This window comes from Nocardia canadensis, from assembly GCF_032656385.1.
GTDB classification, from domain to species: Bacteria; Actinomycetota; Actinomycetes; order Mycobacteriales; family Mycobacteriaceae; genus Nocardia; species Nocardia canadensis.
Window position 1 is genome coordinate 260,025 of the sequence record NZ_JAVCWB010000001.1, and the last position, 17,137, is coordinate 277,161.

At 70.8% G+C, this 17,137-nt stretch carries 14 protein-coding genes; 5 read left to right on the forward strand and 9 right to left on the reverse strand.

Annotated elements, in window-relative coordinates; all coding sequences use genetic code 11:
- Window positions 1-43 precede the first annotated feature (43 nt).
- Window positions 44-388: a hypothetical protein gene (locus Q7X29_RS01180; protein WP_316573064.1), complete on the forward strand. Its 345-nt coding sequence runs from the start codon at window positions 44-46 to the stop codon at window positions 386-388.
- 88 nt (window positions 389-476) lie between these two features.
- On the opposite strand, the gene Q7X29_RS01185 is transcribed toward Q7X29_RS01180, so the two are convergent.
- From Q7X29_RS01185 to Q7X29_RS01195, 3 genes are read right to left on the reverse strand one after another with little or no spacing between them, the layout of a single operon-like run.
- Window positions 477-1,550 carry a DUF3068 domain-containing protein gene (locus Q7X29_RS01185; RefSeq protein WP_218718358.1) on the reverse strand — a complete coding sequence of 358 codons (1,074 nt, stop codon included), beginning with the start codon at window positions 1,548-1,550 and terminating at the stop codon, window positions 477-479.
- The gene (locus Q7X29_RS01190) at window positions 1,547-1,717 is read right to left on the reverse strand and encodes a DUF2613 domain-containing protein (RefSeq protein WP_218718357.1); all 171 of its coding nucleotides are present in this window, start codon (window positions 1,715-1,717) and stop codon (window positions 1,547-1,549) included. The genes Q7X29_RS01185 and Q7X29_RS01190 overlap by 4 nt, the downstream gene beginning before the upstream one ends.
- Window positions 1,718-1,746: 29 nt before the next feature.
- Window positions 1,747-2,523, reverse strand: coding sequence for an Rv1157c family protein (locus Q7X29_RS01195; protein WP_218718356.1), 777 nt, complete (start codon window positions 2,521-2,523; stop codon window positions 1,747-1,749).
- A gap of 84 nt (window positions 2,524-2,607) precedes the next feature.
- Here Q7X29_RS01195 and Q7X29_RS01200 point away from each other — a divergent pair, with 84 nt between their 5' ends.
- Entirely contained in the window at window positions 2,608-3,219 is a 612-nt protein-coding gene (locus Q7X29_RS01200) for a TetR/AcrR family transcriptional regulator (protein ID WP_218718355.1), read from the forward strand.
- A gap of 306 nt (window positions 3,220-3,525) precedes the next feature.
- On the opposite strand, the gene Q7X29_RS01205 is transcribed toward Q7X29_RS01200, so the two are convergent.
- The 4 genes from Q7X29_RS01205 to Q7X29_RS01220 all read right to left on the reverse strand — a co-directional run bounded on the left by Q7X29_RS01205 (window position 3,526) and on the right by Q7X29_RS01220 (window position 12,822).
- On the reverse strand, window positions 3,526-5,319 hold the full coding sequence (locus tag Q7X29_RS01205; protein ID WP_316573065.1) for a serine/threonine-protein kinase: 1,794 nt from the start codon (window positions 5,317-5,319) through the stop codon (window positions 3,526-3,528).
- Between the two features lie 16 nt (window positions 5,320-5,335).
- Entirely contained in the window at window positions 5,336-8,155 is a 2,820-nt protein-coding gene (locus Q7X29_RS01210; RefSeq protein ID WP_316573066.1) for a hypothetical protein, read from the reverse strand.
- Complete coding sequence (locus Q7X29_RS01215) at window positions 8,155-9,954, reverse strand: HSP90 family protein (RefSeq protein WP_316573067.1); 1,800 nt, start codon at window positions 9,952-9,954, stop codon at window positions 8,155-8,157. Before Q7X29_RS01215 ends, Q7X29_RS01210 begins: the two co-directional genes overlap by 1 nt.
- Before the next feature lie 93 nt (window positions 9,955-10,047).
- Window positions 10,048-12,822 (reverse strand): ATP-binding protein, encoded by a 2,775-nt coding sequence (locus Q7X29_RS01220; RefSeq protein ID WP_316573068.1) that lies wholly within the window; start codon window positions 12,820-12,822, stop codon window positions 10,048-10,050.
- Window positions 12,823-12,944: 122 nt separating this feature from the next.
- Here Q7X29_RS01220 and Q7X29_RS01225 point away from each other — a divergent pair, with 122 nt between their 5' ends.
- Entirely contained in the window at window positions 12,945-13,280 is a 336-nt protein-coding gene (locus Q7X29_RS01225) for a hypothetical protein (RefSeq protein WP_316573069.1), read from the forward strand.
- Window positions 13,277-13,903 (forward strand): YceI family protein, encoded by a 627-nt coding sequence (locus Q7X29_RS01230; RefSeq protein ID WP_218722221.1) that lies wholly within the window; start codon window positions 13,277-13,279, stop codon window positions 13,901-13,903. The genes Q7X29_RS01225 and Q7X29_RS01230 overlap by 4 nt, the downstream gene beginning before the upstream one ends.
- Here the strand turns inward: Q7X29_RS01230 and Q7X29_RS01235 are convergent.
- Together Q7X29_RS01235 and Q7X29_RS01240 are read right to left on the reverse strand one after the other, a co-directional pair.
- Window positions 13,789-14,685 carry a hypothetical protein gene (locus Q7X29_RS01235; RefSeq protein WP_316573070.1) on the reverse strand — a complete coding sequence of 299 codons (897 nt, stop codon included), beginning with the start codon at window positions 14,683-14,685 and terminating at the stop codon, window positions 13,789-13,791. The genes Q7X29_RS01230 and Q7X29_RS01235 overlap by 115 nt on opposite strands.
- Window positions 14,682-15,554, reverse strand: a complete 873-nt coding sequence (locus Q7X29_RS01240; protein ID WP_308248713.1) for a 3-hydroxyacyl-CoA dehydrogenase family protein — start codon at window positions 15,552-15,554, stop codon at window positions 14,682-14,684. The genes Q7X29_RS01235 and Q7X29_RS01240 overlap by 4 nt, the downstream gene beginning before the upstream one ends.
- A gap of 210 nt (window positions 15,555-15,764) precedes the next feature.
- On the opposite strand from Q7X29_RS01240, the gene Q7X29_RS01245 reads away from it, so the two are divergent.
- Window positions 15,765-17,120, forward strand: coding sequence for a hypothetical protein (locus tag Q7X29_RS01245; protein WP_316573071.1), 1,356 nt, complete (start codon window positions 15,765-15,767; stop codon window positions 17,118-17,120).
- Window positions 17,121-17,137: the final 17 nt, after the last annotated feature.

The window sequence follows — 17,137 nt, forward strand, 5'->3', positions numbered from 1 at the left end:
CTTTGCTCACTCAACCCAGTCGGGTACCGGTTTGTTCCGACCCGTGCCACGGTTCACTGACGGCGAACATCCGGACCCCGGCCGCGCGCCCGCCGAGCTGGCCGACGCGTGTCACCAGGTGTTCGTGCCGCTGTTCCGGAACGAGCATGTGGTCGCCGCGGGACAGCGCGTCGATGCCGAACGGGCCCGTGCGACCGGCCGGTGGCTCATCCGGCGGGGCACCGATCGCTGCGCGGTGACCACCGGGCTGGCACTGCTCGAGACGGCGCCCGAGGACGGCGACATCCCCATGTTGCAGACGATCGGGCTGCTGTCGGAGAGCTTCGCACCGCTGGTGGTGGACGCCATGGCGCGTTGCCGGAGCGGACTCGCTGTCAGGGCCTGCTGAACCGGCCGGGCTGGTCCGCGTTCGGGCCGTGAACAACGAAGCCTCCCCGGAGGGATCCGGGGAGGCTTCGTTGTGCAGGGGAACCGAGCTAGAGGTTCGTGGTGCGGAGTTGTTCGGTGGGCGGGTCGTAGGTGCGCCGGGCGGCGGAGCCGCCCGCGCTCAGGACGCCGAGGACGGCGCCGGCGATGAGCAGGATCGCGCCGAGGATGCCCAGGATGATCGGCAGGGTCTTGCCGAACAGGTCGAGCTTGTCGAGGCTCTTCTGGGTGACGGCCATCTGGGCGTCGATGGTCTCCTCGTCGAAGACCAGGTGCGACTTCAGCGCGGTGACGTCGATCTGGTTGGCGCTGCGGCCGTAGAACAGGTGGATCTGCTCGCCGCCCTTGAGGACCGCGCCGGTCTTCGGCTCCACCCACAGGTCACGGGTGTTGGTGTAGAAGCGGGTCATGGTGACCGGCTCGTCGCCCTCGAGGCCCCACTTGGCGGCGGGGAGGGTGAGCTTGTTGGTCGCGGCGGGCACCACGTCGTTCATGTTCGTCACCGGGATGGACTGCCGGAAGTGGTAGACCGGGACGCCGTTGATCTCGGACTCCTCGACGAAGTCGATGGGCCGGGTGGCGCGGGCGTTGGTGTCGAAGTACGGGTAGGACTTCTTCTCGGTGCCGATCGGGAAGCGGTACTGCAGACCCTGACGGGTCAGCGCGTCGGCCACCGAGGCGCCCGACTTGTCGACGGTGACCGCGAGGGAACCGTTGGGCGAGGTGGCGACCGGCTCGCCGGTGACGCGGTCGATGGTGACCCGGTCGATGGAGGCGGTGAGGATGCCGGTGTCGCCGTCGCGGTCGTCGCGACGCAGGGTCTGGCCGGCCTGGACCGTCATCTCGTCGGCGCCCGAGGGCTCCTCGACGGTCAGGAAGCGCTGCGAGACCACGGGGACGTTCTTGTCGATCTTGGCCGCGCCCTCGGGCGAGGTCAGCGACTTCGCGTCCAGCACCAGGCTTTCCTCGCCGGGAACGCTCTTGGCGACGGTGGTGATCCGCAGATCCAGCGGGGTCTTGGCGACCTTGTCCACGGTGTAGGTGGGGATCATGACGGCGGCGGCGAGCAGTAGCGCGCCGAGCCCGACGAGAATGCAGGCGATGAGCCTGCGCCCGTTGCTCATCGGCTTCCGTACTGCACGTTGCCCAGCACCGACGAACCGGGATCAGCGGTCGTCTCGGGGGCGGGGATCGAATTCTGTTGCGCGCCCGCGGTGATGCCGAGCACGGCAATCACCCCGAGGATCGCGCCGGCCAGGCCACTGACCAAGCCGGGGACGGCAAACTTCATTGAACGAAACTCCAATACGTGGCGTCGGCTCAGGCGACGGAGAAGAACCCGAGGGTCGGGGCGAACGAGCAGGTCCGGTCACCGTCGGCGGTGGTCGTGGTGAGCGAACCGGTGATCACCGCGGCGACCCGGCCCGAGCCGGTGTCGGCGATGGCGGACAGGGTGGCCGGCCCGTCCGGGTTGATCCCGGCCGCGGTGGTGAGCGGCTGGGTGCCCGTGCGCCGGTTGTCCAGGTTGACCCACTGCACCGTCATCGGCGGGTTCTGCGCGACGGTAGGCGTTTTGGTACCCAGCGCGGTGAAGACGAAACCGGTCTGGCCCGCGGCGGGCCCGGGCGGCGGCAGCTCGGCCGGGCCGGGTACGGCCAGCGCGGTGCCGACGGAATCGGAGGTCGGGCCGATGCAGCCCTTGCCGATGGTCGGGTACAGGAACTGCGCGATCCGCGGGCCGTCGGACGGCGGGAGCTCGGGGCCGCCACCGCCGCTGCCGTCGAGGAAGGTGATGACCTTCTCGAGGGTCGCCTTGACCTGCGCGGGAATGCCGGGCGTGGCGAGCAGCACGCGCGCCTGAGCCAGGATCGCGGCCTGCGCGCCGTCGGCGATGGGGGCCGGCGCGGAGACGGCGCTTACGATCGACGGTGCCAGCGCGGCCAGCGTCTCGGAGGGAACGTTCTCCGCGATCGCCGGGACGCTCGGCTGAGCCGCAGGCCGCGGGGCAGCCATGGTCGATGCAGGTGCGGCGAGTGAGGCACTCACCGCTAGTACGAGAGCGGACAATGCGGTCCGCGAGCCTCGGGTGCGCAGCACTGGTCAGCCGTCCTTCTTTGTGGGGATTGGTTGGAGCAGCCCGGAAATGTAAGTGTGATCCGGGGTTTCAGATACATTGGAGAGGTGACTACAGCGGACAGACGGTATGGGGGTCGTACAGTCGTCGCGCGTAAAGCCGAACGGCGCCAGCGGTTCCTGGAAGCAGCGACGCGAATCTTCGCCGAACGCGGGTACCCGACGTGCTCGCTCGCCGAGGTGTGCGCGGCGGCGGGACTGTCCAAGCGGCAGTTCTACGAGGAGTTCGAGACTCGCGAGGACGTGCTCATCGCCGCCTACGACCGCATCCAGGACGACGCCGCGGCCGCGGTCGTCGCCGCGGTGGTCGAGCACACCGAACCGGAGCCGGCGCTGCGCAGCGGACTGGCCGCGTACCTGGAATCGCTCGGCTCCGACCCGTACCGCGCACAGGTGGCGCTGATCGAGGTCGTCGGAGTCAGCGACCGGATGGAGAACCATCGCCGCGCCCGCAGGCACGCCTGGTCGGCGCTGATCGAGACGGCGCTGGCCGCCAAGGGGGTGCGGCTGCGCGGCGACGCGGAGCTCACCACGGGCTTGCTGACCGGCGCGGTCAACGGCGTCGCGCACGAATGGCTGCTGCGGGAGTCGCGTCCGCCGGTCGGCGAACTGGTCGATCTGCTGACCGCCGCCGCGCTCACGCTGGTGGACTGGGGCTGATTTCCGCGCAGCCGTCGGGAGGGTGGCAACTTCGCGCTCTTGCCGCTCGCTCAACCCACTCCCTTTCCGGACATTGTGAGACCGGACGGCTTCACAGTGTGGGACGAGAGTCTGGCATAGTAGTGACCCAGATAGCAACGGCTGGAAAGTTGAGATCGGCATCACCAGGGGTGATGTGTTGGTCGGAGGTCCAGACAAGCTCGTGGTGGTAGTGAACCACCACCAGCCGCGCGGGGTGCCCGGTTCGCCGTTTCGATCCCGTTTCGAGGTGGTCGGCAACTGGTCGGCAATCGTCATCGCGAGTGGTCAGGACTTGCGCAGAAACCCGGTGATGGTGCCACCGAGCAGCCCCGGCGTGCGGTAGGTGAGGGTGCCGTCCGAGCCGAGGGTGACCGTCGAGGTCGCACCGTCGTCCACACAGCCACTCGCGCTCTTGCCGGTGAGTTTCGCCCGGAAGACGAGGCCGTCGGTGGTGGCCTCGACCAGGGTTTCCGAGCGCTCGCAGCGCTCGCCGGAGAGCGTGCCGGTATTCGACGCGGTGGCCACCTTCTGCCCGACCTTGCCGTCGTTGATGGTGAGGGTGATGTCGAAGCGCACCGGCCCGTCGGTGGCCTGCCCCTGCCAGCTCCCCACGAACGCGGCGGGGACCGTCGACACCGCCGCTCCGGTGGCGGGCGGGAGCTCGGAGTCTTCGGTGCCGGTGGAGATCGACGTCGAGTTCGCCACGCTATTGCCGTCCGATTGACCGCGCAGCTGGACGCCGATCAGGAACGCACCCCCGGCCACCGCCAGCGCTACGACCACCGCCGCGGCCACCAGAGCGTTGCGCCCTCGGCGCGAACGGGCAGGCGGTGCCTGCCAAGGCGCGTGGGTACCACCGGTGATGTCACCGGCCGGCCCGCTGACAGTCGCGTAGCCCGACTGTTTCGGCCCGCCGCTGTCGGCAAAGGACGTGCGCCGACCGAAGCCCGTCGCAGTGCCGGACAGCGGTGGAGTCCCGGTGAACCCCGCTCCGGAGCCGGGCGGCGGCGTTTGACCGTCGAAGCCTGCCGCCTTTCCGGGCGACGATGCCGGTCCGCTGAAGTTCGCAGCGGCACCTGGCACCGGTATCTGCCCACCGGAACCCGTGGAGCCGGGCAAGAATGCCTGACTACTGGTGTTCGACCGAGACGGGTGAGGTGGCGTGCTGGGACCGGCAGGGCCGTCGACCGGGCCGGAATCGAGGTCAAGCAGGGCGACCGCGCGCCTGCTGACGTCTTCGAGGACCGCCGGTGGTAGCCAACCCGTGCGCTCGGGCAGACCGATGGCGGCGAACTCGGCGAGAACTTGCCGCGGAGTCGGGCGGGCGGCGGGGTCCTTGGCGACGCAGGCGGCGACCAGGGGACGCAGCCGCGCGGGCACGCCGTCGAGGCGGGGTTCCTCGTAGACGATGCGCCACAGCATCTGCACGATCTCGGCGGTGCCGAACGGGCCGTGGCCTGACGCGGCGAAGGTCAGCACGCCGCCGAGGGCGAAGACATCGCACGCGGGGCCGAGCGCTTCGCCGGTCACCTGCTCCGGGCACATGAAACCCGGTGAGCCGATGACCTTTCCGGTGGTGGTGAGCGCGGTGTCCTCGACGGCGCGCGCGATACCGAAGTCCACCACCTTGGGCCCGTCGACGGCCAGCAGCACGTTCGACGGCTTCAGATCGCGATGCACGATGCCCGCGTCGTGGATGGCGACGAGCGCCTCGGCCAGCCCGTGCCCGAGGGCGAGCAGCGACGGCTCGGCGAAGGGCCCGAACCGCGACACCGCGTCCGAGAGCGCGAGTCCGGCGACGTATCCAGTGGCCAGCCACGGTGGATCGGCGTCGACATCGGCGTCGAGGACCGGCGCCGTGAAAGCCCCGCCGACCCGGCGCGCGGCGGCCACTTCCCGGCGGAACCGGGTCCGGAACTCGGGGTCGCCCAGCAGGTCCGGCCGGATCACCTTCACCGCGACCGTGCGTCCGCCCGCGTTGCGGCCCAGATACACCTTGCCCATGCCGCCGGCGCCGAGGACACCGAGCAGCCGGTACGCCCCGATCTGGCGTGGATCGTCGCTGCCGAGCGGTTGCATGGCGTGGTCCTTCGTATCAGCCGAGGCGGGAACGGGTTTCGGTCAGCAGGCCGGAGAGCGGGCCGTAGGCCGGGTGGGTGTCGTCGAGTTCGGCGACGGCGCCCGCGAGGACCTTCTCGGCCTCGGCGGCGCGGTCGAGGCCGAGCAGGATTCTCGCCTGGTCGTAGTCGGCGCGCACGGCCCGATCGACGACCTCGATCGCGCGGAACCCGGCGGCCGCCGCTTCCGCGCGGGGCAACGCGTCGGGTAAACGAGAGGCGGAGTGCAGGATTCGAGCGGCGTTGTGGTCGAGCCGGGCCCGGTGCCAGGTGAGCAGATCGGCGTCCGGTCTGGTCGCGGCGAGCTCGGCCAGTGCGGCATCGGCGACGTCGACGGCCGCCACCGCGCCGTCGGAATCCCCGGCCCAGTGCAGCGACAGCGCGGCGCTGTAGCGGCAGTAGGCGACCCGGATCGGATCGTCGACCCGGGCCGCCACCTCGGCGGCGAGGCGATAGCGTTCGGCGGCCTCGGCATCGCGGTCGAGCGAGTCGAGCAGATCGGCGGTCTCGGCGAGCACGTAGGCCTCGTCACCGAGATCGGCGACGGCCCGGTCGAATTCGATGATCGCGTCGTACACGGCGAGTGCCTGATCGTGCTCGCCCAGCGAGCGGTGCAGACCGGCGAGCAGGTAGCGACAGCCCCGGGCCGGGCCGCCCGCGCCGGCGCGATCCAGCGCGAGGATCGCCGACTCGGCCTGTTCGGCGGCATCGAGCAGCTGCCCGGTCGACCGGTAGCCGATGGCCAGATCCCATCGCGCGTACGGGACCTGGGGCAGGTCGACGGGCGCGCCGATCGCGATCGCGGTGAGCAGCTCGCCGACGGCCTCGGCGGCACGGTCCAGGTGCAGCAGCAGATCACCGCGGCGGGCGTAGACCGCCATCCGGAATCCGATCGGGGTGTCGGTATCGAGCAGCGGCATCGCCTCGTCGAGCAGCGTGAGCGCGGTGTCGAACTCCGCTGCGGACCGGCGGATTCCGGACAGATGGTAGAGCGTGGTCGCGGCCCGCAACGGCAGGTTCGCCCGATGGAAGGCGGAGATCGCCGTGCGCGCCGCGGCGTCGGCGTCGTCGATGCGGGAGTTGTTCTCGGACAGATACATCCGCTGCCTGGCGACGTCGCCGATCAGCTCGTCGCCGCCCGACGCGGCTGCCTCGGCCGCGGCGCGGTCGAGCAGCTCGGGGAGTTCGGCGGCATCGTCGTCGGCCAGCAGGCCGCGGTCGAACAGGTCGAGCAGACCGCCGGACAGTCGCAGGATCGCGCCGGCCCGGACAGCCGGATCGGCGGACGCGCCCAGGTGCGCGAGCGAGGCACGCAGCAGCGATGTCGCCTCGGCGGGATCGCCGTGCCTGCACAGGTGCGCACCGAGGCGGCCGAGACCCCCCTGCCTGCGGTCCTCGTCACCGGCGGCGGTGTAGTGCTCGATCGCCTGGCGCAGCAGGGATTCGGTCTCGTTGCTGTCGCCGTGCCGGGCGGACTCGCGCGCCAGAACGGCCGCGCGCCGGCCCGCCAGCAGGGGATCGGTGGGCTCGGCGGCCTCGGTCAGGCGCTGGGCCAACGCGGTCACCTCGACGGTGGCGTCGCGCTCCTGGCCCAGCTCGGCCCGGTCGATCAGCTCGGCCGTGGTCAGGGCGGGGAGTGCGATCGGGGCGGGCGCGGGCTCGACGGGTGCCCGGTGCGCCGCGGCGGCCGACAGCGGCAGCCGGTCGACGATCGGCGTGCGCGCCAGCACCGCGCGCACCTGCTCGGTCTGATGCGCGGTGCCGTTGCGCTGGTCGAACCGGGCCGCGATCGCCAGCGCCTCGGCGGTCAGCTCCTGCCGCAGGTCCCGCGCGGTCGATTCGGCGGCGGGCCGCTCGAGGTGCGCGGGCCGCCGGACGACGGTGTCGCCGTGGCCCGCGTCGTCCACCGTGCGCAGCAGCAGCGCGGCCGCGGCGGCGAAGTCCATGGCGGCCGACGGATTGGGCGAGCGGTCGAGCCAGCCGAGATGCCGGTCGAGCAGTTCCAGGCCGCGCGCCTGATTGCCGGACAGCGCGCAGAACTCGAGGTGGGTGGCGATGGCCCGCAGGTCCTGCGGTTTGGTGCGCAGCACCCGGTAGGACCGGCGGTGCGCGTCGCGCGCCGCGTCGAGCTGGCCGGTGCGCAGGTAGGGCAGCAGCAACGCGGTCAGGATCAGCTGCGGCTGTTCGTTGCAGTGCAGTTCGCCGCGCAGGACAGGGGCGGCCAGCTCGACGGCCTCGGCATCGCGACCCCGCATCGCCAGCCAGGCGACCTTGCCGGTGGGGTCGCAGCCTGCGCAGTCGGAGTTCTCGTCGCGCGGTGTGGTGCACCACCTTTCGTACCAGCGCTCGGCCTCGGCCAGGTCGCCCAGATGCTCGGCGACATAGTGCCGGTAAGCGTGCACCGCGTGCAGGCTCTGGCCCTCCAGCCGATAGCGCTGCTCCATCTGGTCCAGCGCGGCCAACGCCCGATCCTTGGGCACCTCGGGGAAATTCGTCATCGCGCGCACCGCGAACTTGAAGTCCCAGCGCAGCGCGGACGCCACCCACTCCTCGTAGGCGCCGGGGTCGCGGTCGTAGTCGGCCAGGCAGCGGGCGAACGGGACGAACAGCTTGGCCGGGCTCATGCCCTGCGCGTAGGCGGTGATCAACCGCATGCGGGTGCGGAACGCGAGGTCGGTGTGCCCGCCGGCGTCGGCGTGCCGCAGGACCTGTTCCAGCAGTGCGTCTTTGCTGTCGCCGTAGGGCATGTTGCCCGCCTGGGCGAGCAGCCGCCACAGGTCGTCGACGGTGTCGGACATCAGAGCTCTCCCTGCGGATCGTGCACTGCCCAGTCGAGCAGACCGACGAACGACTTGTTCAGCAGCGCGGTGTCGACCGGCCGCATCGGATGCTGGCCGAGCAGCAGCGCCTGGCTGTAGAGCGCCTCGACCGCCATCGTCACCAACCGGGCGTCGGCGAGCCCGGCGATGCGGCGCACCAGCGGATTGCGGTGGTTGAGCACCAGTTGCGGCCGGTCGCTGTCCTGGCCGGAATCGAAGGCACCGAGGACGTCGGCCCACAGGTCGTCGGCGACCTGGCGGGTGGCCCGCAGTTCGGCGCGATGCTGGGTGTCGCGGTCGAGCAGATACAGCGCCGACAGCGACGGCGGATCGAAAGTGCGCAGCACGACCTCGCATTCGAGCCGGTCGAGCACCCGCTGGGCGGTCGTCAGGAACGGGCGCAGCGCCAGTTCGGTCGCCGGGTCGACCAGGTCGAAGTGGGTCGCCAGGGCGGCGGTGTCCAGGCGCGTCACCTGGATCTCGGGGTCGAGCGCGGGCAGGCGCTCCACGATCTCGGTGATGTAGGTGTAGCCGCCGTTCACCAGGCCGAGGCCCTGGGCGGCCGCCACCGCGCCGAGCTGGCGGAACTCCTCCACCGAGGGCGTGTAGCGGACCCCGCCGAACCGGCGGCGGAACTCGGCCAGCGGGATCTGCCCGGCGTTGGTCTCCACCGGCAGCCAGCGATCGACCAGCCGGAGCATGTCGTCGTCGTGCAGGGCGAGCGCCTTCACGCCGAGATCGTGGACGCGCAGGAAGCGGGCGAGCGCGGCCGGGTCGGCGGTGGACAACTCCACCAGCCAGTCCCTGATCTGCCCGCCGAGCACCTCCCTGGTGGATTCGAGCAGGTCGTCCTCGTACAGTGCCTCCCGGCTGGCGGTCGGCCGCAGCTCGGTGGTGTCGACGACGCAGCGCACGAAGAAGGCCCAGTCGGGCAGCAGCCCGGCGACACTCTCGGCCAGCAGCATGCGCTTGAGGTACACCCGGTGCCCGGCCTTGGCCGCCGGGTTGACCGGCTGCGGAAGCACGAAAGCCACCCCGGTGACGCCGGATTCGGCACAGCTGAGATCGAAGGTGGCGAACGGGGTGAAGCCGAAGGTGTCCTCGGCGTAGGCCGCGAGGGCGGCCGTGCGGTCGTCGGGGGTGGGGTGGTTAGCCCGCCACGGCAGCTCCGGCTCGGTGACCGAGTGCCCGTCGACGGTGACCTCGAACGGCAGCAGACTGCCGAACAGCGCGGCCAGCTCGGTGACGGTGGCGCCGGTGAGCCACTGCTCGGCGCCGCGCCGGGGCGTCAGGATGACCGTGGTGCCCAGTTCCTCGCGTTCCCGCGAGGCGGGTTCGACGCGGTAGCGGCCGTCGGCGAACCCGGTCCAGCGCACCGTCGGCCCGCCGCGCGCCGAGCGGGTCAGCACGGTGACCTCGTCGGCGACCAGGAAGCACGAGAGCAGACCGATGCCGAACTGGCCGAGGAACTCGTGCCTGGCGAAGCCGAGATCGTCGCGCTTGCCACTGCGGCCGATGGTGGCCAGGAAGGTGTGCACCTCGGCCTCGGTGAGCCCGATGCCGGTGTCGTGGATGCGGATGCTGCCGTCGCCGGTGCGGTCGGCGGTCTCGATCCGCACGCTGAGCTGCGCCGACGGGTCGAGCGCCCGGCGCGCGGTGCTCGCGTCGACGGCGTTCTGCATCAGCTCGCGCACATACACCCGCGGACTGCCGTACAGGTGGTGACTGAGCAGGTCGACCACACCACGCAAATCGACCTGGAATACCTGTTCCACCACCGGTCCCCTCCGAGCACGAGCATTACTTGCCCGGCCACTGTAACCGCAAGATCGTCCCTCGTACCGGCCACGATGTCAGGGGCATGACCTGCGTCAGCGGGTGTCGCGGGCGAGCTCGGTCCGGTTGGTGACGCCCAGTTTGGCGAGGATGTTGCGGACGTGGGTTTCCACGGTGCGTTCGGAAAGAACGAGGCGGGTGGCGATTTCGCGATTCGTCAGTCCCGCCGCCGCCAGCTCGCGGACTTCGCGCTCGCGCGGGGTGAGCGGATCGGCGCAGCGTGCGGCGGCGGTGATGCGGGTGAGCAGCGCGTCGGCGTCGGCCAGGCGATGGGTCATGCCGAGCCTGCGGAAGCCGGCGGCCGCCTGTTCGGCCGCGGCGCGCGCGGCGGTGAACTCGGCGCGGGCGAGCAAGGTGCGGGCCAGCCCGAGGTGGCCGAGCGCGACGAAGGGGCGCGCGCCGATCCTGGTGTCCATCTCCAGGCCACGCCGGTACAGCTCGACCGCGGCGTCCAGGTGTCCGGCGACGCGCGCGTTGTCGGCCCGGACCCTGGCCAGCGAGCTGACGCAGATCAGCGCGCCGGTGCCGTCGGCGCAGTAGTGCCCTTCCTGCCCGGCCAGGGCGCGGTAGACGCGATCGGCGGTCTCGGCGTCGTCGAGCAGTTCGGCCACCAAGCCGACACTGAACACGGTGCCCGCCCAGCGCGCGCCGATCTCGAGTGTGTCGGGGAGCTCCCGGAAGGGCGCGAACAGGGCCCTGGCTTCGTCGAGATCGCCGGCGAGCGCGTGCATCAGCGGCGCGAAGAGCTGCGCGATCGGGATCTTCGGGGCGAAGGCCAGCGACGCGACCGCTTCGGTCAGCTCGGCGCGATCGACATGTCCGATGATCACCGCGTACATCCCGCGAAACGCGTGATGCAGTCCGGCCAGCGAGAAGTCGCCGATGCCGACGGCCAGTTCATAGGCGGCGGTGTCGAAGTCGAGCGCGGCGGCGAGTTCGCCCACCAGGACGGCGCGGGTGGCGCGCAGGCGCAGCAGGTGCCAGCGGGCGAGCGGCAGCCGACGGCGCTCGACCAGCAGGTCGATGTGGTCCAGGGCGCTGTCGAAGGCGGTGAGGTCGCCGCGTTGCAGGCTCGCGTCGGCGGTCCACACGTGTCCCCAGAGCTGGGCCAGCGGCTGCTCGGCGTCGACCGCGATCTCGATCGCTCTGGCGGCCAAGGTAATTCGTTCGTCGAGGTAGTCGGGCGCGGCCAGCGACAGGTGCCGGGCGTGGATGGCGTCGAGCGTGACATCGGGGTCGGTGGAGCGCGCGGCGGCGCGCATGGCCTGCTCGGACAGCGCCCTGGCCGTCGCGCCCGCGCCACGGTCGGCGGCCGAGAGGGCGTGCCTGGCCAGGATCCGGGCGATCAGGTCGTCGTGCGTGCCCGGTTCGAGTCGACGTAAAGCGTTGTCGCACAGCAGGTCGAGTTGGGTCATCACGGTGGGCGTGGTGACGCCGTGGACCACCAGCGCCGCCTCGGCGAGCAGGTCGGGGCGAGCGGCCCGCTCGGCGAGGGCGGCGGCCTGGACGCAGTGCGCGAGGCTGTCGGCGATCCGGCCCGCCGCGAACTCGTCGCGGGCGAGGTCGAGCAGCAGGTCGGCGCGGTCGGCTTCCGGCGCGGTGCTGCCCGCCGCGTCGATCGCCCACTGCCCGAAGCGGATCGCCTCCTCGTAGGCCGCGGCGGCCCGGGCCGCGTGGGCCGCGCGGCGCGACCAGCGCAGGCCCGCCGGTGATTCCGCGCCGGCCGCCGCCTGCCGCCAATGGGTCGCGATCGCGCCCGCGACAGCGGAATCCGGCCCGCCCCGGTCGGTCAGCGCCTCCGCCGCGGCGCGGTGCAGGGCGGTGCGCCGCGACGGCGGCAGATCCGCGTACACCGCGTCGCGGATCAGGGCGTGGGTGAAACCGGTGGTGCCGTCGCCGAAGCGGCGGACGATCCCCGCCGCGGTCGCCGCGTCGACGGCGTCCGGCACCCGGGCGGTGGCGCAGACCCGCGCCAGCAGTTCGGCGTCGATGCGCTCGCCGAGCACGCTGGCGGCACTGAGCACGTCGACGTCGGCCGGCGCGAGACGGTCGAGCTGGGCCAGCACCAATCGGCGCACCGCCGGGGTGGAGAGCAGGGCGTCGTCGCCGGTATCGGATTCCGCCGCACCGGATTCCAGCACGAGGCGGACCAGCAGGGGATTGCCGTCCGTGCGGTCGTGTACGCGGGCGGCGAGATCGGCGGACCGGCCGCGCTGTTCGAGCCAGTACCGCACCTCCGGCTCGGAAAGTCCTGGTACGGACAGCGACTGGGTGTGCGGCAGCCGCAGCCAGTCGGACTGGTGACCGAGCAGCATCCGGCCCGCCGGTTCGCGCGCGGTGCCGACGATGAGCAGCTTGGCGCGAGCGGTCTCGGTGGCGACGTGGGTGAGCAGCGCGAGGGAGGTGGGGTCGGCCCAGTGCAGATCGTCGAGGACGAGCAGCAGACCGGTGTCCGCGGCCGCCGCGATGAGCACGTCCGCGACCTCGGTGAACATCCGGAATCGCCGCGCGGCCGCACCGCCGCCGGGCTCGGTGACCGTGGCCAGGGCGGCGGCGAGTGCGGGCAGGTCGCGGGCAGCCCGGTGCCACGGCCACAGCGGCGGCATCCCGGCGTCGTCGAGCGCGTTGCCCCGCGCCACCCGCAGGCCCGACTCGTCGGCCAGCTCCACCGCGCGTTCGGCCAGCCACGACTTGCCGATCCCGGCCGCACCGCTGACCAGCACGAACCGGCCCGCACCCGAGGCGGCGGCCAGGACCGCCGCACGCAGCCGCGCGATCTCCTGATGCCGTCCGACGGCCGGAGTCTGCATCGCACCAGTATCGCGCCTACGGCGGAATTCAGTACCGCGGATACGTACCGGCACTGATCCGGGCGCGTCCGCGCGCGGCGATCCTGGAATCACCCAATTCCCCAGGTCAGGAGCTTAAGATCATGTACGCACACCTTGTCTGGTTCGACCAGCCACGCACCGCCGACGAACTGGCGGCCGCCGACTTCGCCGCCGCGCACCGCATCCGCCCCGCCCTGGCCACCGTGCCGGGCCTGCTCGACTACTACGAACTGCGCCGTCCCGACGGCTCCGGCGTGGTGATCGGGATCGGCGAGACCGAGGAAGCCCTGCACGCGGTGGGCGCGGCCATCCTCGCCACCGAACTGCTGCCGGGCGAGAACCCGGCGCTGCTGCCCGGGCCCGACCGGGTGGAGATCTATCCGGTCCTGCACCACCACGACACCGCCGCCATCTACGCCGAGGGGGCGCGGTCATGAACTGGATCATGGTGGGCGAACAACGGCCCACGGAGTGGGTGGCCGCGCCACAGCGGTGCACCGCGCGCTTCCAGGTCGGCCATTTCGGGCGGCGCACCGTGCACGGGTCGATGCCGGTACTGGCGGGCCGTCTGACGGTCGGCCCCGACGGGCAGCCCCAGACGATCACCGGCGTCGTCGACCTGGCCGCGATCGACACCGGCCACCCCCGACGCGATCGTGACCTGCGCAAACCGGGCCTGCTCGATCTGGACCGGCACCCGCGGATGAGCTTCGTCGCCGACGACATCACCGGCACCGACGGGGAGTGGCGCGTCGCGGGCGTGGCCACCGTGCGTGGCCGGGACGTACCGCTGGTGTTCACCGTCACCCGGTTCGACCTGGGCGGCGACACGGTCGCCGTCCGGGCGGAGGCCGTGCTCGACCGCAGGCAGCTCGGGATCAAGGCACCGGAATTCCTGATCGGGCGCTGGGTGACGATCGCGGTCCACGTCGTGCTGCGGCCCGACTACAGGTCGGCGAGCGCGAGTCCGGTCAACGGGCTCCCGATCCGCGCCAACTCGGTGTCGGTGCCCGAACCCACGTCGACGAACCTGATGCCACCGCCGAGATCGCTGACGTAGAAGCAGGTCCCGAGCCCGGCCAAGCCGATCGCCTCCCGATACCCGGTGGAGAGCACCTTCGGGGTGCCGACCTCGGGCTGCACGGTCGCGGCGTAGAGCGCGTTGCCCTCGGGGCGGGCGCCCCGATCGGTCCACACCAGGTGGGCGACGCCGTGCAGTTCGAGGTCGATCGGCTCGGGCAGGCCCTGCCAGAGCAGTTCGATGTCGGGGCGGTCGGCGGGATCGGTACCGGCGGGCAGGTCGATCGGGGCGCGGAAGATCCGGCCGTCGCCCGCCTTGGCGGCACCCTTCTGGGTCCAGTAGACGAGGCGGCGGTCGAGATCGAGACAGATGCCGACGCACCAGTTCCGAGCGATCTCGGCGTCGGCCTCGCCCCGGCCGGTCACCACGATCGGGCGCAGGTCGCCGCCGTCGAGATCGCAGGTGAGCACGGCCATGCCCTCGCGGTCGCACCAGTACAACCGGCCCGCCTCGAAATCGGCGGTCAACTGCTTGCCGGTGGTGAAGGCGCCGCGCGGCACGATCGTGGTGCGGTTGCCGCCGTCGAGATCGACCCGCTCGATCGATCCGTTGGGGGTGAAGAACTCCGGTTCGGTGTCGGGAAGCGCGCCCGGGTCGGGCTTACCCATATTGGTCCAGTAGATATGGCCGCGCAGCTGATCGACCACCACGCCGTCGGGGAACTCGTCGAGTCCGTCGACGACCGTGCGCACCGAGCCGTCATCGAGCGAGACGGCCAGCATCGCAGCGGCTTTGAGGTCGAGGGCGAGCAACTCGGTCATGACCGCGGCTTGGGGTAGTCGTCGTAGAAGCCCTCACCCGTCTTCACGCCGAGCTTGCCCTTGTCGACGTACTCGTGCAGCAGTTTGCGCGGCCCCGCGGGCAGATTCGGATTCTCCGCGGCGTAGTGCTCCTCGATATCGAGCACCACGTCCAGACCCACCTGATCCATCATCCGGAACGGGCCCGCCTTCGTGCCGAAGTTGCGCGCGAACATGTCGTCGACGTCTTTCGGAATGGACACGCCCTCGTAGACCACCTCGAGCGACTCGCGTTTGATGGCCGCCCAGATGCGATTGAAGATGAAGCCGGTGCTCTCCTTGCGGACCAGGAACGGGTGCAGGCCGAACTCCGGGAACGTCTTCAGCACGAATTCCAGGATGTCCTGCGATGTCTTGCCGTCCGACATCACATCGAGCACGGTCGACTGAGGCGGCATATAGAAGTGCGTATTGAGCATGCGGTCGGCCGTCTTCAGGCCCTCGGTGAACAACCGGCTGGCGTACGACGACGAATTGGAGGCCAGGATCGCATCCGCGTCGGCGTCGCCCTCGAGCTGGGCGAAGATCTTCTTCTTCAGGTCGAGGACCTCCGGCACCGCCTCGACCACCAGCCACGCGCCCGCGACGGCCGTCGCCTGGTCGGGCACGTACTCGACGGTGCCGGGCGACCCACCGGGCACCGACGCGGCAACGCCGGGCAACTGTTCCTCGACGAAGGCGACGGCCGCCGCGCCCTGTTCGGCGCCGGGATCGGTGATCCGGACCAGCCCGCCCCTGGTCGCGAACATCAGCGCGATGCGTCTGCCCAGCGTGCCCGCCCCGATGACGGCGACCGGACGATCGAGATGATTCTGCGGAACACTGCTCACGACGACTCCCTCTACGCAGGTGACGGGAAGAACTCGGGTGACGCGACGGATCTGCGCCTCCAGGCTATCGCCGGTCGTCGGCAAACGGGTCGCGACTCGGGACGAATACCGCCATCCGCCGTTGACACCCCGTCGCGACCGGTCAGAATGTGATTGCCTTATCCTCACGTTCTTCACGTTCTTCGCGCGTCAGCACTAGGGGGCTCCTCGATGACCACACTGGCCTCCGGACTCTTCATCGATTGGGAAGAGCTGACGGGGCAGTCGAAATTCGTGGTCGATCTGATCAGTTTCCCGATCTTCAGCGCGCTCGCCGGCTGGCTGACCAACTGGACCGGCGTGCTCATGCTGTTCTGGCCGGTGCAGTTCAAGGGCTTCCGGGTGCCGATGCTGCACGTGCTGTACCCCTATCTCCCGCGCCGGGTCCAGGTGCTGCCGACCTTCTCCGGCGACGGGCGCAGGCTCGGTTTCCAGGGCTTCATTCCCGCTCGCGCCGAGAAGATGGCCAGCATCTGCGTCGACAAGGCGCTGATGCGGATCGGCAGCCCGCGCGACTTCATCCATGAGCTCGATCTCGACGGCATCGGCGACTACCTGGCCGAACGGGCGCGCGATCAGGTGCAGCCGATCGTCGACGAGATCATGTACCGGGAGAATCCCGACCTGTGGCGTTCGCTGCCGCGGCCGGTGAAGCAGGCCGTCTACCAGCGGGTCGACCGGCAGCTGCCCGCGCTGGGCAGGCGCGCGTTCGCGAGCCTGGGCGACAACATCGACCAGTTGCTCGACGTCAAGAACTTCGTGATCAGGTACCTCGAGAAGAACCCGAACATCCTCAAGGACCTGACCACCACCATCGCGGCGCCGGAACTGAAGTTCATGGCGCGGGTCGGTCTGCTCGGCGCGCCGTTCGGTCTGGTGCTGGCGCTGTACCTGCACGTGCACTCGCAGATCCCGTACTGGGGCGCGGTGCCCGCGTGGGTGATCGTGCTGCTGGCCTCGGCCGCGATCGGCGTGATCGTCAACGTCATCGCGATCAAGATGGTGTTCGAGCCGGGCGATCCGCAGCCGCGCTACAAGTACCTGTGGCGCCAGGCCCTGCTGGCCAAGCGGCAGCCGCAGGCGGCGACCGACCTGGCGCACATCCTGGCCTACCAGGTGCTGACCGTGGAGAACCTGTCCAACGAACTGCTCGAGGGCCCCAACGGGGACAAGACCCGGCAGCTGATCGAGCGGGTGGTGGCCGAGGAGATCCACCAGCAGCTGGGCCCGACCGCGTTCATGGTGCGGGCGGCGATCGGCAAGAAGGGCTACGACAACCTGGCGATCTCGGGCGCGGGCGCCGGTCTGAGCCTGGCGCCGGAGATGGTCGACGACGAGAAGTTCGTGCTCGAGCAGGCCAAGAAGATCGATGCCTTCGCCGATCGCAAGCTGCAGAAGCTGACGCCGGGCGAGTTCATGGAGATGTTCTACGCGGCGGTCGAGCAGGACGCCTGGCTGCTGTACCTGCACGGCGGCGTGCTCGGCGTGGCCGTCGGCGGGCTGCACCTGCTGACCTTCGGCTGGTAGCGCGCCGCAAGAACAAG

What these genes read in the sequence shown, in the direction of transcription:
- Q7X29_RS01235 (WP_316573070.1), bottom strand. Translation starts at nt 14,685, where the DNA reads ATGACCGAGTTGCTCGCCCTCGACCTCAAAGCCGCTGCGATGCTGGCC.
- Q7X29_RS01185 (WP_218718358.1), bottom strand. Translation starts at nt 1,550, where the DNA reads ATGAGCAACGGGCGCAGGCTCATCGCCTGCATTCTCGTCGGGCTCGGC.
- Q7X29_RS01230 (WP_218722221.1), top strand. Translation starts at nt 13,277, where the DNA reads ATGAACTGGATCATGGTGGGCGAACAACGGCCCACGGAGTGGGTGGCC.
- Q7X29_RS01220 (WP_316573068.1), bottom strand. Translation starts at nt 12,822, where the DNA reads ATGCAGACTCCGGCCGTCGGACGGCATCAGGAGATCGCGCGGCTGCGT.
- Q7X29_RS01190 (WP_218718357.1), bottom strand. Translation starts at nt 1,717, where the DNA reads ATGAAGTTTGCCGTCCCCGGCTTGGTCAGTGGCCTGGCCGGCGCGATC.
- Q7X29_RS01210 (WP_316573066.1), bottom strand. Translation starts at nt 8,155, where the DNA reads ATGTCCGACACCGTCGACGACCTGTGGCGGCTGCTCGCCCAGGCGGGC.
- Q7X29_RS01245 (WP_316573071.1), top strand. Translation starts at nt 15,765, where the DNA reads ATGACCACACTGGCCTCCGGACTCTTCATCGATTGGGAAGAGCTGACG.
- Q7X29_RS01205 (WP_316573065.1), bottom strand. Translation starts at nt 5,319, where the DNA reads ATGCAACCGCTCGGCAGCGACGATCCACGCCAGATCGGGGCGTACCGG.
- Q7X29_RS01225 (WP_316573069.1), top strand. Translation starts at nt 12,945, where the DNA reads ATGTACGCACACCTTGTCTGGTTCGACCAGCCACGCACCGCCGACGAA.